The sequence below is a fragment of the Devosia aurantiaca genome (assembly GCF_011058215.1).
Taxonomy (GTDB): Bacteria; Pseudomonadota; Alphaproteobacteria; order Rhizobiales; family Devosiaceae; genus Devosia; species Devosia aurantiaca.
Genome location: NZ_JAALFG010000002.1, coordinates 910,719 through 925,800, shown reverse-complemented (window position 1 = coordinate 925,800; position 15,082 = coordinate 910,719). Strand labels below are relative to the sequence as shown.

Here is a 15,082-nt window from a genome sequence, read left to right as displayed (position 1 = left end):
GAACCAAGGACAAACTCATGTCGACTGAAATCCGTGTCCCGACCCTGGGCGAAAGCGTTACCGAAGCCACGATCGGCCAGTGGTTCAAGAAGGTGGGCGACACCGTCAATGCCGACGAACCCATCGTCGAGCTCGAAACCGACAAGGTGACGATCGAAGTGCCGGCCCCGGCTTCGGGCGTGCTCGAAGCCATCGCCGCCAATCCGGGCGACACCGTTGACGTCAATGCCCTCCTCGGCGCCATCGGTGGCGGAACAGGTGCCGCCGCTTCCGCCCCGGCCGCAACTCCCGCTCCGCAGCCTGCTCCCAGCCAGCCTTCTGCAGCGCCGCAGGCTCCTGCTGCCACCGACCGCGCTCCCGCCCCGTCGGCGCAGAAGCTGATCAACGAAAACGGCCTCAACGCCGCCGACATCAACGGTTCGGGCAAGTCGGGCCAGGTGCTCAAGGAAGACGTCCTGGCGTCGATTTTGCGTCCTCAGGCTAACGCTCCCGCGGCGCAGCCGGCACAGGCGCTCGATACCGCGGGCGCGCCCAAGCTCTACAACCCCGCACCGGCTTCGGCTCCTGCGGCAAAGCCTGCCGAAGCGCCCAAGGCTGCGCGGTCGCCCGTCGCCGCCGATGATGCCTCGCGCGAGGAACGGGTCAAGATGACCCGCCTGCGCCAGACCATCGCCCGCCGCCTCAAGGATGCGCAGAACACCGCCGCCATGCTGACCACCTTCAACGAGGTGGACATGAAGCCGGTGATGGACCTGCGCAACCAGTACAAGGAGCTCTTTGAGAAGAAGCACGGCGTCAAGCTTGGCTTCATGGGCTTCTTCACCAAGGCCGTGGTTCACGCCCTCAAGGAAATCCCGGCCGTCAATGCCGAGATCGATGGCGATGACCTGATCTACAAGCAATACGCCCATATCGGCGTCGCCGTCGGCACCGATAAGGGGCTCGTCGTTCCGGTCGTGCGCAATGCCGATGGGATGTCGATCGCCGAGATCGAAAAGGAAATCGGCAATCTCGGCAAGAAGGCGCGCGATGGCCAGCTGTCGATGGCCGACATGCAGGGCGGCACCTTCACCATCTCCAATGGCGGTGTCTATGGTTCGCTGATGTCGACGCCGATCCTCAATGCGCCGCAGTCGGGCATTCTGGGCATGCACAAGATCCAGGAGCGCCCGGTCGTCGTTGGCGGCCAGATCGTCGTCCGCCCGATGATGTATCTTGCGCTGAGCTACGATCACCGCATCGTCGACGGCAAGGAAGCGGTGACCTTCCTGGTACGCGTCAAGGAATCGCTCGAGGCGCCCGAGCGCCTGGTGCTCGATCTCTGATCGCCACAAACATGATCTTGTTGAGGGCTCGCTTCGGCGGGCCCTCTTCGTTCACGGCTTTCTCATCGGCGTGGCTGCAAACGCTAACAGTCTGTTAGCACTTGAAGCTCTTATGACAAGGCTGGAATAATCCAGGAGAATTCAGTGCGACGTTTGACGATAGCCGGCACCGTTTTCAGCCTTCTCGCTCTGCCCGTCTATGCACAGGATGCTGCCGATCCGACCCTTGTCGGCGAGCTCATGGCCTTTCACGGCTCGGCGGCCATCGTCGATGTGATGACCACCCATTGCTACGAAACCACCGGCCTTGACCCGGCATTCCAGGAAGCCTCCAAGAACTGGTACCTCCGCAATATCAGCTACTTAGACCTGGCCGACCGCGTCATCGCCCGCCTCGGCGGTAGCTCGGAAGAAGAACTGGAAGCGGCGGAAACCTATGGCGGCACGCAGATCATGACCGCCTACAACCAGTCTGCCGACAAGAACGTTTTCTGCCGCACATTTCTCGAACAGGTCGAGGCCGGCAGCCTCGATATCGACAAGCAATTGCCCGAGGTGCTGAAGCGCGCCCAGGAAATTTCCGCCTCCTGATCGGCCCGTGCTAAGGTGCTCGAACGCAACAAGGAATCGCCATGAGCGTCGAGCTGACCTATGTGATCTGGAGTGCTTTTTTGGGCCTGATCTACCTTGGCGTCCAGGCCATGCTGTTCCGGCTGGACTTCGGCTTCCGCTATGCCAATACCCAGCGCGACATCGATCCGCCACCGCCCAACAAATGGAACAAGCGTGGCCAGCGGGCGCTCGCCAATTTTCTTGAAACCTATGGCGTCTTCCTCGCCCTAGCCCTCGCCACCGAACTTTCGGGGCGCTCCGATAATCTTACCGTCTGGGGCGCGCATATCTGGTTTTGGGCGCGGGTCGCGTTTTTGCCGGCCTATTTCATCGACATCAATCAGCTGCGCTCAAGCATCTGGACGCTCTCGCTGATCGGTCTCCTGCTCATGTTTATCGGCGTCGCGTTCTAGGCATGGCCGCTTGCCGGGCGGCGCATTGCCGCTTTGGGTCATAAGGTGTAACGGTTTGGCCGCTTCGTTTGAGTGGTGCGGCCATGAGCTTTCCCTGGTTCGAATTTTTAGGCCTGATGCTGGCCTTCGGCATCAATGCCGTCATTCCAGGCGCCGATTTTGCCATGGTGCTGCGCCAGTCGGTCGTCCATGATCGCCGTGCGGCGCTTTTCACATCCGCGGGCATTGCCACGTCGATCCTCGTCCATGGCACCTATACGCTGCTCGGCGTCGGCGTCATCGTCGGGCAGTCGCTGCTGCTGTTCAACATCCTCAAGTGGCTGGGCGCGGCCTACCTTGTCTGGCTCGCCATTGCAGCGCTGCGCAGCCCGCCCCCGCAGCCGCCTGTCGTTGCCGAGGGTGTCGAGACCAAGCGCGGCGACATGGCCGCTTTTGCGCTGGGTTTTCTGATCAATCTGCTCAACCCTAAGGCCGTGTTGTTCTTCCTCGCGCTTTTTACCTCGCTGGTTTCGGTGCATACGCCGGGCGACGTCAAGGTCATCTATGTCGCGAGCATGAGCATCATGCTTTTTGCCTGGTTCGCATTGGTGTCGTTCTTCTTTACGACGCCTTCTGTGCGGCAGGGATTTTTCCGTTTCGGCCGCTGGTTCAACCGCATCACCGGCATCACCTTCCTGGCGTTGGCCGTACGCGTCGCGCTGGCACAGCAGCGCTAACTTCTAAGGGCTCGAGAGACCATGGCAGACCAATTCGACCTCACCATCATCGGTTCAGGGCCGGGCGGCTATGTCGCTGCGATCCGCGCCGCGCAGCTGGGCATGAAGGTTGCCGTGGTGGAAAAGTGGGCGACGCTGGGCGGCACCTGCCTCAATATCGGCTGTATTCCCTCCAAGGCGCTTCTGCATGCCTCGGAGCTGTTCGAGGAAGCCAGCCACGGCTTCAAGAACCTGGGAATCGATATCCCGACGCCGCAGCTCAACCTGCGCCAGATGATGGTGCACAAGGCCGATACGGTGGCGTCCAATGTCGGCGGCGTGGATTACCTTTTCAAGAAGAACAAGATCACCGTCTTCCGCGGTATCGGCTCGATCCCGGCGCCCGGCAAGGTGCTGGTGACGCCGCAATCGGGCGGGCAGACCGAGATCGTTACCAAGAACATCGTCATCGCCACCGGTTCGGTCTCCGCATCGCTGCCCGGAATCGAAATCGACGAGAAGAAGGTCGTGACCTCGACCGGCGCGCTCAACCTCGAAAGCGTTCCGCGCCGGTTGGTCGTCATCGGCGCCGGTGTGATCGGGCTTGAGCTCGGCTCGGTCTGGATGCGACTTGGCGCCCAAGTGACCGTGGTGGAATTCCTTGACCGCATCCTCCCCGGCATGGACAGCGAAGTGGCGCGCCAGTTCCAGCGCATGCTGCAAAAGCAGGGCATGGAGTTCAAGCTTTCGAGCAAGGTTGCCGGCATCGACCGCGCCGAAGATGGTTCGCTCAAACTCCGCGTCGAGCCGGCCAAGGGCGGCGAGGCGGAGGTGCTGGAGGCCGAGGTTGCGCTGGTCGCCATCGGTCGCAAGCCGTTCACCGAAGGGCTAGGGCTCGAACTTGCCGGCGTGGCGCTCGACGAGCGCGGCCGCGTCCGCGTCGATGCTCACTACAAGAGCTCGGTCGATGGCATCTACGCGATCGGAGACGTGATCGTCGGGCCGATGCTGGCGCACAAGGCCGAGGACGAAGGCATTGCCGTGGCAGAGATACTGGCGGGCCAGGCGGGTCACGTGAACTACAAGGCCATACCCGGCGTGGTTTATACGAACCCGGAAGTGGCGTCCGTCGGCAAGACCGAGGACGAGCTCAAGGCTGAAGGCATCAACTACAAGATCGGCAAGTTCCCCTTCACCGCCAACGGTCGCGCCAAGGCCATGGTCGCTACGCAGGGTTTTGTGAAGATCCTTGCCGATGTCGAAACCGATCGTGTGCTGGGGGCGCATATCGTAGGCAAGAATGCCGGCGAGATGATCCATGAGCTGGTGACGCTGATGGAATTCTCTGGCGCGGCCGAAGACCTGGCACGCACCACGCATGCCCATCCGACGCTTTCGGAAGCCATTCGCGAAGCGGCGCTTTCCCTCGGCGACGGGGCGATCCACATCTAGGGGGCACGACGAAAAGTCATCATACAACTCCTCTAGGTTTGTATGTTGACTTGTCTTTGGAACTTCCATACCAGTTTTGTCCAAGGCACCTGATTGCTATCAATCGGGTGCCGGGCAGGGCCGTGAGCCACTGCTGCAGCTGGAACAACCAGCTGCTCGAGGACATAATGGGAGGATCACCATGTTCCATCTGCCTAAGATGGCGGCTATGGCCGTCGTCACGACCAGCCTTATGATTTCGGCGGCCAGCGCCCAGACGGTGCTGCGCTCGTCCGACACCCATCCCGATGGCTACCCGACCGTCGAAGCGGTCAAACAGTTCGGCGAATTGCTGAACGAGAAGACCGATGGCCGCTATTCGGTCGAAGTGTTCCACTCGGCCCAGCTTGGCGCCGAAGCCGACACGATCGAGCAGACCCAGTTCGGCGTCATCGATCTCAATCGCATCTCTATCGGCGCCTTCGGCACCCAGGTGCCGGCTGCAACCGTCACCCAGCTGCCCTATATCTTCCGCTCGGCCGACCACTTCCACAATGTGCTGGATGGCCCGATCGGTGAAGAAATCCTCGCTGCATTCGACGCCGTGGATGTTGTTGCCCTTGCCTTTTACGACGGCGGCTCGCGCTCGTTCTACAACAGTTCCAAGCCGATCACTTCGCCCGAAGACATGGCCGGCATGAAGTTCCGCGTCATGCAGTCCGACATCTTCGTCGACATGGTCGGCGCGCTCGGCGGCAACGCCACGCCGATGCCTTATGGCGAAGTCTATTCGGGTATCCAGACCGGCGTTATCGACGGCGCTGAGAACAACTATCCGAGCTATGACACGGCCGGCCACGCCGAAGTCGCCAAGTTCTATTCGCTCGACGAACACCTTATGGTTCCCGAAGTGCTGGTCGTGTCCAAGATCGTCTGGGACGGGATGAGCCCGGAAGACCAGACCGCGATGCGTGAAGCAACCAAGGAATCGGTGGCGATCCAGCGTGAGCTTTGGGCGGCAAAGGAAGTTGAATCCAAGGCTGCCGTGGAAGCGCTCGGCGCGACCATCAACACGGTCGACAAGCAGCCCTTCATCGATGCCATGAAGCCGGTCTACGACAAGTATGTCACCGACCCGGCGCTGCAGGACCTGGTTGCCCGCATCCAGGCCACTGAAGGCTGATCTTTCCCGGGCTGGCTTTGGTCAGCCCGGTCTTTCCTTCCGGAGTACGTTTCGTGAGACAGTGGCTCTTGCCCGTCAGCGCCGTTCTGCGCGCCACAGCCAATGCCGCTTTGTGGATTGCCGGCGTGGGCCTCGTCGTCATGACCTTGATCGTGGCCTACCAGGTCTTCATGCGCTACGTCGTCAACGCCTCCCCATCGTGGACGGAAGGCACCGCCATCCTCCTGATGAGCTGGTTCATTTTCCTTGGCGCGGCGGTCGGTGTTCGCGAGAACTTCCATATGGGGTTCGACGTCTTGATCTACGTGCTGCCCAAGGGCGCCAAAGGCGTGCTGCGCACGATCAGCGACCTCGCCGTCTTCGCCTTTGCCGCCGGCATGGTTTATTATGGCGGCACGCTCGCCGTCCGCGGCTGGGGCGTCACCATTCCGGTCCTGCATATCCCGCAGACCATGACCTACCTCCCCATCGTCATTTCCGGCTTCATGATGTGCCTTTATTCGCTCGAGCGCATGCTGCTGCGCCTCGCGGGTGAGCCCGTCGACGAGCCGCCTGCTGAACTTGTGACCGAGGCCTGATCGCCATGGAATATTGGATCCTTTTCGGCGTCTTTACCGTCCTCATGATGGTCGGCACACCGATCGCCTTCTGCCTCGGCATCGCCAGCTTTGCCACCATCGTTTATCTCGGCCGCCCGGCCATGGTGGTGTTCCAGCAGCTCAATTCGGGCCTTGCCGGCTTCACGCTGCTAGCCATTCCCTTCTTCATCTTCGCCGGCGACCTCATGATGCGCGGCGGCATCGCGGCCCGCATCATCCAGTTTGCCGGGGCCGTTATCGGCCACGTCCGGGGTGGCCTGGGCCAGGTCAACGTCGCCGCCTCGACGCTCTTCGGTGGCATCTCCGGCTCCGCCGTTGCCGAAGCGGCAGCGGTTGGCGGCATCATGATCCCGCAGATGAAGGCGCGCGGCTATGGCGCCGACTATGCGGTCAACGTCACCTCGATGGCTGCTCTGATCGCGCTGTTGCTCCCGCCCAGCCACAACATGATCATCTATTCGCTCTCCGGTGGTGGGCGCATCTCCATCGCCGACCTCTTCACTGCCGGCATCATTCCGGGCCTGCTGCTTGCCGTGGCGCTGAGCATCACCGCCTATATCGTGGCCGTGAAGCGCGGCTACCCGACCGAGCCGTTTCCAGGCTTTGCCAAGGCGTTCCAGTATCTCCTGATCTCGATCCCGGGCTTGATGCTGATCGTCATCATCTTCGGCGGCGTGCGCTCGGGCATTTTCACGGCGACCGAGAGCTCCTGCATCGCGGTCATCTATGCGCTCCTCGTAACGCTCCTGGTCTACCGCTCGCTAAGCTGGAGCGAGTTCGTCCACTCGGTCATGGGTGCCGTCCGCACCACGTCCATGGTCTTGTTTATCATCGGCGCAGCGGCCTCGTTCGGCTGGCTGATGGCCTATCTGCGCGTTGCGCCGATCCTCACCGATCTCATCTCCAACCTGACGCAGGACCCGTTGCTGGTGCTGCTGCTGATCAACGTCATGCTGCTGTTGCTCGGCACCTTCATGGATATGGGCCCGTTGATCATCATCACGACGCCGATCTTTTTGCCCATGGTGCAGCAGTTCGGCGTCGATCCGGTGCATTTTGGCGTCATCATGATCCTCAATCTCGGCATCGGCCTCAACACGCCGCCCTTGGGACCGGTGCAGTTCGTGGCCGCTGCGGTGGGAAAGATATCGATCTGGACGGCGATGCGCAGCGTTTGGCCGTTCTACCTTGCCGGCATCATCGTGCTCGGCCTCGTCACCTACATTCCGGCGCTGTCGCTGTGGCTGCCGGCGCAGTTCAAGTAGCGCCATGTCCTTGCTCGATGCGTCACCGGCGCCGACACGAAAGCCCAAACTTGCCGAATTGGTCGTCGATGCGTTGCGCAAGCGCATCGGGGCCGGCGAGTTCGCTCCCGGCGAGAAGCTGCCGACAGAATCGCAGATGACCACGCATTTCGGCGTCAGCCGGACCGTGGTGCGCGAGGCGATTGCGGCGCTTGCTGCCGACGGCATGGTGCAATCACGCCAGGGCGCCGGCGTCTTCGTCATGGCCCAGCCCACCTCGGCCTTTACCGCAATCGCCGGCGAGCGCTCGAACAAGATTTCGGTCGCGCTCAATGTTCTCGAAGTGCGCATGGGCATCGAGATCGAGTCCGCAGGACTTGCCGCGCAACGGCACAGCACCAGCCAGGTGGCGGCGATCTACGAAAGCTGGAACGAGTTCGACCGTCTGCTCAAGCAGGGGACGCCGACCGGCAAGACCGATTTTGCCTTTCACCGGGCCATCGCCGCGGCGACCAACAACCCGTTTTACCTCGAAGTGCTCGACGCCTTGGGCAGCCGCACGATCCCGTGCGACGTCGCCTCGCCCTGGGGCACGGAGAGCGTCCTTACCTACGAATACCAGGTGGGCCTCCACGAAGAGCACCGCCGCATTCTCAATGCCATTTCCGCCCGCGACGCCGACGGCGCGCGCGAAGCGATGCGCGAGCATCTGTCCCGCAGCCAGGATCGTTATCGCGCCCGGCTGGCCGACCAGAACAAGACCAACTAGGACCTTTTCATGAGTACCGATTTCGACATCCGCTTTGCTATCGACCCGATCGCGGCTTCGGCCATGGGGACGGACGACCTGCGGGAAAATTTCCTGATCGAAGACGTGTTCGTGGACGGCCAGGTGTGCTGGACCTATACCCATTACGACCGCATGGCCGTCGGTGGTGCGGTGCCGACCGGCGCAGCGCTGGCACTTGAAACCATCAAGCCGACGGGCACTGCCAATTTCCTTGATCGCCGCGAGCTGATCGCCGTCAATATCGGCGCGCCTGGCACGATCTCGGTGGATGGCGCGGACCATGCCGTCGGCTCGCGCGACATGCTCTACATCGGCATGGGCGCCAAGGACGTCCATTTTGCCGGTGAGGGCGCCAAGTATTATCTCCTCAGCGCGCCGGCCCATGCCAGCCACCCGACCGTGCTGTTGCAGCAGTCGGGCGCCAAGCGCCTCGACATGGGCAGCGCCGAAACGGCGAACGAGCGCTCGATCTACCAGTACACCAACAGCCTCAAGAGCTGCCAGCTGGTGGTCGGTCTTACCCAGTTTGCACCCGGTTCGGTGTGGAACACCATGCCCACCCATGTCCATGACCGGCGCATGGAGGCCTATCTTTATTTCGACCTCAAGCCCGATGCCTTCGTCATGCATCTGATGGGCGAGCCGACCGAAACGCGGCACCTGATCGTGCGCAACGAGCAGGCGATTCTCTCCCCGCCCTGGTCGATCCATGCCGGTGCCGGCACCGGCGCCTACACCTTCATCTGGGCCATGGCCGGCGACAATATCGATTACACCGACGCCGAAAAGGTGCCGATGGAAGAGCTGCGCTGATGGACCTTTCGGCTTTCGGCCTTTCCGGCAAGACCGTGCTGGTCACCGGCGCCAATACCGGCATCGGGCAGGGCATCGCCCTTTCGATCGGCCGGGCTGGCGGCAAGGTCATCGGCGTTGGCCGCTCCAGCATGGAGCAAACGGCGTCGTTGATGGCGGAGCAGGGCGCTGAGTTTGTCGAGCTGCGCGCCGATCTTGGCTCGACGGCGGCGGCGCAGGCGATGTTCGAAACCGCTTGGGCGGAACACGGTCCGATTGACGGGCTGGTCAACAATGCCGGCATCATCAAGCGCGTCGATGCGGTGGAGTTCACCGAAGACGATTGGGACAGCGTCATGGACGTCAATCTCAAGACCATGTTCTTCCTGTGCCAGGCGATTGGCAAGCGGGCGATCGAGGCGGGGCGGCAGGGGCGCATCGTCAATATTGCCTCGATGCTGAGTTTTCAGGGCGGTATTCGGGTCGCGAGCTACACGGCGTCCAAGAGCGGCGTGCTCGGCATCACGCGGTTGCTCGCCAATGAATGGGCGGCCAAGGGCATCAATGTGAATGCTGTGGCGCCCGGCTATATCGAGACCAACAATACCGAGGCCCTGCGCAACGATCCGGATCGCTCGGCCTCGATCCTCGGGCGCATTCCGGCCGCGCGCTGGGGGTGCCGAGCGATATCGGGGATGCCGTGGTGTTTCTTCTCGCACCCGCTTCCAACTACATGCACGGCGCCGTTGTCCCCGTCGATGGCGGCTGGCTCGCGAGGTAATTGATGACTGAACGAAAATTCTTCGCCCAGCCCGATGAGACTGCCTGGACCGAGCTGGCTCCTGGCAATACCCGCCGTGTGCTGATCCATACGCCCGAGCTGATGCAGGTCGAGTTCGGCTTCGAAAAGGGCGCAGTCGGCGCGCTCCATAGCCACCCCCATATCCAGGTGAGCTATGTCGCCGAAGGCTCGTTCGAGGTCACCATCGATGGCGTTACCGAATTGGTGCGCCAGGGCGGCAGCTTCATCGTGCCGTCAGGGCTGCAACATGGCGTCGTGGCGCTGGAGAAAGGACGTCTCGTTGACGTCTTCACGCCCCATCGCGCCGATTTCCTCTAGGCTGCGGCGACCTTGAGGTCGTGCTAGGCTAAAGGCCGATATCGCGGAAATAGAGCATGCTGCTTATCGGTTTTTACATCGCCATCACCGCCGAGGCCATGACTGCGGCGCTGGCCGCCGGCCGGCGCAACATGGACTGGTTCGGCGTCTGCCTGATCGCCTGCGTGACGGCGCTGGGCGGCGGCACCATGCGCGATATCCTGCTGGATCACTATCCGCTGGTCTGGGTCGCCAATCCATACGTGCTGCTGTTGGTCTGCGGTGCGGCCCTGCTGACCATTCCCCTGGCGCGGCTGGTCGAGCGGCTGCGCTGGCCGTTCCTTTTGCTCGACGCGCTTGGGCTCGTCGTCTTCACCGTCATCGGCTGCAATATCGGCATCGAAGCAGGCGTGCACCCGATCATCGTCATCGTTGCCGGCATGGTAACGGGCACGGCGGGCGGCATCCTGCGCGACGTCTTGTGCAACGACATTCCGCTGATCTTCCAGGGCGAACTTTACGCTAGCGTCTCGATGATTGCCGGCATCGTCTACTATCTGGGCCTGACCGGTGGCGTGCAGCAGGACCTGATGGCCATTCTCGCCATGGTGCTGGGGTTTGCTCTTCGCGTCCTCGCCATCGCCTTCAAATGGGAAATGCCGAAGTTCGTCTATGACCGGAACATGCGCAGATGAGGCCGGCGCGGATCGTCTTGTCGCGCAAGGCGGGGTTCGATCTGCAAGCGACCTCGCGCGCGCTCAATGGCCTGCCGGCGCAGTCGGTGGCGCGGCCGGGGCCATGGGGCAATCCCTTCAGCGTGGATGCGGTCGCCGCTGAAACGGGGCTCGACCGGGATGCGGCGCAGGCCGAGGCCGTCGACCGGCATCGGCGCTGGCTGCTCGGCGAGTTCGAGGCCGATCGGGCACCACCTTCTGGCGACGACATCCGCGCCAAATTAGGCGGCAAGAACCTTGCCTGCTGGTGCCGGGCCGGCACGCCCTGCCATGTCGACAACCTTCTGGCACTCGCCAATCCCTGACACATACCATTCCTGAACGGAGACATATCTTGCGACAGACCTGGCGTTGGTTCGGCCCCAAGGACCTCACCAGCATCGACGACATCACCCAGGCCGGCGCCGTTGGCGTGGTCAGCGCGCTTCATCATGTGCCCAATGGCGTGGTGTGGACGCCAGAGGAGATCGCCAAGCGCCATGGCGAGATCGCCACGCGCAAGGATGGTTCGCCGTCCGGCCTCACCTGGGACGTCGTTGAGAGCCTGCCGGTCAGCGAGGATGTCAAAAGGAGAAGGGCGACTGGCGCGAGCATATTGCCAACTACAAGATCTCAATGCGGCATCTGGCGGACAGTGGCATCGAGACCATCTGCTACAATTTCATGCCGGTGCTCGATTGGACGCGCACCGATCTGCGTTGGACCGTGCCGCATGGCGGCTCGTGCATGCGCTTCGACATCAACGATTTTGCCGCCTTCGACATCCATATTCTCAAGCGCCCCGGCGCTGCGGCAGACTTCACCAATGCCATTGCCGACGAGGCTGCCCGGCGTGCCGATGCGATGAGCGAAGACGAGAAAAAGCAGCTCGCCCGCAACGTCACCATGGGGCTGCCCGGCTCGACCGAGTCCATGTCGCTCGAAGATGTGCAGAGCCATCTCAACGAATATGGCGCCATCAGCCGCGAGCAGCTGCGCGATCATTTCGTGGCCTTTCTCGAAGAGGTGGTGCCCGTGGCCGAAGACCTGGGGTTGCGGCTTTGCTGCCATCCGGACGATCCGCCGTTCGCACTGCTCGGCCTGCCGCGCATCATGTCGACGGCCGCGGACTACAAGGCGATCCTCGACGCGGTCGATAGTCCGGCCAATGGCATGACCTTCTGCACCGGTTCGCTTGGCGCGCGGCCCGACAACGATCTTGTGGCCATCGTCGAGCAATTCGCTCCCAAGATCCATTTCCTACACCTGCGCAATGTGAAGCGGGACACCGATGACGTAGCCGGCTCCTTCTACGAGGCCGAGCATCTGGGCGGTGATACCGACATGGTGGCAGTGATCGCTGCCGTGATCCGCGAAGAACGCCGTCGCAAGGACGAAGGTCGTGCCGACTGGCAGATCCCCATGCGCCCCGACCACGGACAGGACATCATGGACGACCTCGGCCGCCGCTCGCAGCCGGGCTATCCGACGATCGGAAGGATGAAGGGGCTGGCGGAGTTGCGCGGGGTGATGACCGCACTGGAGCATGCGGAGTTCGGGCTTAGGTAGAAGACCGAGTATGCTGAGGCGCCGACACCCCCTTCCGAGCTACGCTAAGGCGCGGCGCGCCTAAGCTTCGCTTGCCTTCCCCTCAAGGGGAAGGTGACATCGAATGTGTCGCACAATATTGCCCAGTTTACCGGGTTCACCTTCCCCCTCAGAGGGGAAGGCAAGCAGAGCTTGGTGAGGAACGAGCCTAGCGGCGCTCGGAAGGGGGCTCTTCACCGCATCCACTTTGGTGCCCAGCGCATCCTTGGTTGCGCCGGGAGGTGGCGCATGAGGCGGCTGTAGATCAGACCGAAAAGGAAGAAGATCACCAGCGACACGGCGAGGAAGTAGAGCGCTGCCACCGAAAAGTGGAGGTAGGTGTTGAAGTCGCGCTCGACCAGGTCCTTCGCGGTAATCATCAGGTCCTTCTGGCTGCCGACGACCGGCAGGGCGAAGTAGACGATGGCGGTGGCGTGGAACAGGAACACCACTTCATTGGTGTAGGCCGGCCAGGCGAGGCGAATGAGGTTGGGCCAAGTGACGCGGCGAAATTGCTGGGCTGGACTCATGCCATAGGCTTGCGCGGCTTCGATGGCGCCGCGCGGCACGGCGCGCAGGGCACCGTAGAAGATTTCGGCGGTATAGGCTGCGGTGTTGAGCACCAGGACCAGCGGACCGATAAAAAGCGGATGCAGCACGAAGCCGGAGACGCCCCATGGTTTCCAGAATGCCAGGTTCAGCGACAGCGCCAGCGAATAGAACATGAAGAACTGGATGAAGAGCGGCGAGCCGCGGAAAGCATAGATGTAGCAGCGCGACAGGCGATTGATGAGGCCATTGGGTGAAGCTTTGCCCAGCGCCAGAAACACCGCAAAGACAAAGCCGAGCGGGATCGAAACCGCGGCAAAATAGATATTGAAGAGAACTGCCGGCGCCATCAGCGACAGGTCGTTAAAGAAGCCGTCCATCAGGTGGTCGCCTCGCTCAGCATGCCGCGACCGGCGCGGCGCATCAGGGCATCGAAGGCGCGTTCGGAGAGCCAGGTCACCAGGATGTAGAAGACGAAGAGGACGAGGTAGTAGCGCCAGCGCCAATCGTCGTGGACCATGCCAACAGTCGGCAAAAGTTCGGCGCGCCGAGTCGGTCGGCCCAAAGGACGATGTCGGCGATCTGCAGCAGCGAGAGAAGCGAGGTAGCCTTGACCAAAAGCATCCACACATTGGAGAGGCCGGGCAGGGCATAGACCCACATTTGCCGTATGTGGACGCGCCACAGCACCTGGCTCGCGCTCATGCCATAGGCGCGAGCAGCTTCGAGCTGGCCGGCAGGCACTGAGCGCATGGCGCCGTGGATGACATTGGTGGCGAAGGCGCCATAAACGAGTCCCAGCGAAACGCTTGCCAGCATCAGGTATTCAAAGCTGCCTAGGAGCCAGTTGGCCTCGCGGCAAGGCGGCCAGGCAGCGGTTTGCGCCGCGATCGCTTCGGGCGAGCAGATTTGCGTTGCCACGAACCATTCCACGGTCTGCTCGAAGGCGAGGGGAAAGAACAGGAAGAAGAGGACGTCGGGAACGCCCCGGACGATCGAGGAGTAAAGCGTGCCGATCAGCCGAAGCGGCGGAAGCCGCGAATTCTTTAGGGTTGCGCCAAGGAGACCGAAGATGACCGCGAACGCTCCGCCGACGACGGCGGCAAAGATGGTGAACTGGAAGCTCGCATACCAGGCAAGGTGCTTGCCATTGGTGAGGTAGCCCAACCAGAAAGCGATGTCGTCGGTCATCGAGGCCCCTTTGGGGAGCTCCCGGCCTGGGACCGGGAGCCTTGGTCATTACTGGGCGTAGTAGGGGCCACGGCCTTCGAAGCGGGCTGCGATCAGCTTGTCGACGGTGCCGTCAGCCTTGAGGGCGGCCAGCGCCTCGTCGAGCTTGGCCTTGAGGTCGGTGTCTTCCTTGCGAAGACCCGCGGCCATGCCTTCGCCGATGAGGACATCGGGGCCGACATATTCGATCGAGCCGCTGGAGGCGGTGACGATGGGATCGACATAGGCGCCGTCTGCGAAGATCACGTCGACATTGCCGGCGGCAAGATCAGCTACGGCCTGGTCGGCGGTGGTAAAGGAAACGACGGTGTTGTTGGCGGCAAGTTCGGCCTCGGCATGGCCGGCCTGGATGGTGCCGCCCTGGACGCCGATGCGGACGCCCGAAAGATTGTCGAAGTCGATCTCGGTGCCGGCAAGGGCAACATAGCGGGACGGATCGGGCGGGAAATATTCGTCGCTGAAGGCGATGGTTTGGAGGCGCTCTTCGGTGATGTTCATGCCGGCCATGATGACATCGTAGTTGCCGGCGAGCAGGTTCGGGATGATAGAATCCCAGTCATTGACGACGAACTCGCAGGAGAGTTCGGCCTTTTCGCAGATGGCACTGCCGAGATCGATTTCGTAGCCATCGGGCTGGCCGGCGTCGTTGATAAAATTCCAGGGCGCATAGGCGCCTTCGGTGGCAATGCGTACGGTTTCCTGGGCGAAGGCTGGAGTGCCCAGCGCCAGGGCAGCAGTGGCGGCCAGCATGATCTTTTTCATTTCAGTCTCCGTTCTGATTGATTTTTAATAGCGCCCGGCGGTCGCGGCTGGACGCCGA

At 62.2% G+C, this 15,082-nt stretch carries 17 protein-coding genes and 2 pseudogenes; 15 read left to right on the top strand and 4 right to left on the bottom strand.

The annotated features are described in order from the left end of the window. The first annotated feature begins 17 nt into the window (after positions 1 to 17). From odhB to uxuA, 15 genes and pseudogenes are all read left to right on the top strand, one after another. Positions 18 to 1,325, top strand: coding sequence for a 2-oxoglutarate dehydrogenase complex dihydrolipoyllysine-residue succinyltransferase (gene odhB / locus G5575_RS12350; RefSeq protein WP_164534557.1), 1,308 nt, complete (start codon positions 18 to 20; stop codon positions 1,323 to 1,325). A 144-nt stretch (positions 1,326 to 1,469) separates the two neighbouring features. After that, positions 1,470 to 1,916 carry a hypothetical protein gene (locus G5575_RS12345; RefSeq protein ID WP_164534556.1) on the top strand — a complete coding sequence of 149 codons (447 nt, stop codon included), beginning with the start codon at positions 1,470 to 1,472 and terminating at the stop codon, positions 1,914 to 1,916. A gap of 41 nt (positions 1,917 to 1,957) precedes the next feature. Then, the gene (locus G5575_RS12340; RefSeq protein WP_164534555.1) at positions 1,958 to 2,350 is read left to right on the top strand and encodes an MAPEG family protein; all 393 of its coding nucleotides are present in this window, start codon (positions 1,958 to 1,960) and stop codon (positions 2,348 to 2,350) included. 83 nt (positions 2,351 to 2,433) lie between these two features. After that, a complete protein-coding gene (locus G5575_RS12335) occupies positions 2,434 to 3,066 on the top strand; it encodes a LysE family translocator (RefSeq protein WP_164534554.1) in 633 nt (210 codons plus the stop codon). 21 nt (positions 3,067 to 3,087) lie between these two features. Further along, entirely contained in the window at positions 3,088 to 4,497 is a 1,410-nt protein-coding gene (lpdA, locus tag G5575_RS12330; RefSeq protein ID WP_164534553.1) for a dihydrolipoyl dehydrogenase, read from the top strand. A 181-nt stretch (positions 4,498 to 4,678) separates the two neighbouring features. Beyond that, complete coding sequence (locus tag G5575_RS12325) at positions 4,679 to 5,659, top strand: TRAP transporter substrate-binding protein (protein WP_164534552.1); 981 nt, start codon at positions 4,679 to 4,681, stop codon at positions 5,657 to 5,659. A gap of 53 nt (positions 5,660 to 5,712) precedes the next feature. Beyond that, the gene (locus G5575_RS12320) at positions 5,713 to 6,237 is read left to right on the top strand and encodes a TRAP transporter small permease (protein ID WP_328765981.1); all 525 of its coding nucleotides are present in this window, start codon (positions 5,713 to 5,715) and stop codon (positions 6,235 to 6,237) included. A 5-nt stretch (positions 6,238 to 6,242) separates the two neighbouring features. Continuing rightward, positions 6,243 to 7,523, top strand: coding sequence for a TRAP transporter large permease (locus G5575_RS12315; RefSeq protein WP_164534551.1), 1,281 nt, complete (start codon positions 6,243 to 6,245; stop codon positions 7,521 to 7,523). A 4-nt stretch (positions 7,524 to 7,527) separates the two neighbouring features. Then, complete coding sequence (locus G5575_RS12310) at positions 7,528 to 8,271, top strand: FadR/GntR family transcriptional regulator (protein ID WP_164534550.1); 744 nt, start codon at positions 7,528 to 7,530, stop codon at positions 8,269 to 8,271. A gap of 9 nt (positions 8,272 to 8,280) precedes the next feature. Continuing rightward, positions 8,281 to 9,105, top strand: a complete 825-nt coding sequence (gene kduI / locus G5575_RS12305) for a 5-dehydro-4-deoxy-D-glucuronate isomerase (protein ID WP_164534549.1) — start codon at positions 8,281 to 8,283, stop codon at positions 9,103 to 9,105. Further along, positions 9,105 to 9,865, top strand: a pseudogene (gene kduD, locus G5575_RS12300) (2-dehydro-3-deoxy-D-gluconate 5-dehydrogenase KduD). Before kduI ends, kduD begins: the two are co-directional and overlap by 1 nt. Positions 9,866 to 9,868: 3 nt before the next feature. Further along, positions 9,869 to 10,204, top strand: coding sequence for a cupin domain-containing protein (locus G5575_RS12295; protein ID WP_164534548.1), 336 nt, complete (start codon positions 9,869 to 9,871; stop codon positions 10,202 to 10,204). Between the two features lie 56 nt (positions 10,205 to 10,260). Beyond that, positions 10,261 to 10,878, top strand: a complete 618-nt coding sequence (locus G5575_RS12290; protein WP_164534547.1) for a trimeric intracellular cation channel family protein — start codon at positions 10,261 to 10,263, stop codon at positions 10,876 to 10,878. After that, the gene (locus G5575_RS12285; RefSeq protein WP_164534546.1) at positions 10,875 to 11,222 is read left to right on the top strand and encodes a DUF4326 domain-containing protein; all 348 of its coding nucleotides are present in this window, start codon (positions 10,875 to 10,877) and stop codon (positions 11,220 to 11,222) included. Before G5575_RS12290 ends, G5575_RS12285 begins: the two co-directional genes overlap by 4 nt. A gap of 29 nt (positions 11,223 to 11,251) precedes the next feature. Then, positions 11,252 to 12,465: pseudogene (gene uxuA / locus G5575_RS12280) on the top strand (mannonate dehydratase). A 212-nt stretch (positions 12,466 to 12,677) separates the two neighbouring features. Here uxuA and G5575_RS12275 read toward each other — a convergent pair. The 4 genes from G5575_RS12275 to G5575_RS12265 are packed head-to-tail and all read right to left on the bottom strand — an operon-like array spanning position 12,678 to position 15,024. Then, a complete protein-coding gene (locus G5575_RS12275; RefSeq protein ID WP_164534545.1) occupies positions 12,678 to 13,412 on the bottom strand; it encodes an ABC transporter permease subunit in 735 nt (244 codons plus the stop codon). Beyond that, positions 13,412 to 13,552, bottom strand: coding sequence for a hypothetical protein (locus G5575_RS19415; RefSeq protein WP_207633114.1), 141 nt, complete (start codon positions 13,550 to 13,552; stop codon positions 13,412 to 13,414). Before G5575_RS19415 ends, G5575_RS12275 begins: the two co-directional genes overlap by 1 nt. Continuing rightward, positions 13,489 to 14,223: an ABC transporter permease subunit gene (locus G5575_RS12270; protein WP_207633113.1), complete on the bottom strand. Its 735-nt coding sequence runs from the start codon at positions 14,221 to 14,223 to the stop codon at positions 13,489 to 13,491. Before G5575_RS12270 ends, G5575_RS19415 begins: the two co-directional genes overlap by 64 nt. A 48-nt stretch (positions 14,224 to 14,271) precedes the next feature. Continuing rightward, positions 14,272 to 15,024, bottom strand: coding sequence for a transporter substrate-binding domain-containing protein (locus tag G5575_RS12265; protein WP_164534544.1), 753 nt, complete (start codon positions 15,022 to 15,024; stop codon positions 14,272 to 14,274). Between the last annotated feature and the right edge of the window lie 58 nt (positions 15,025 to 15,082).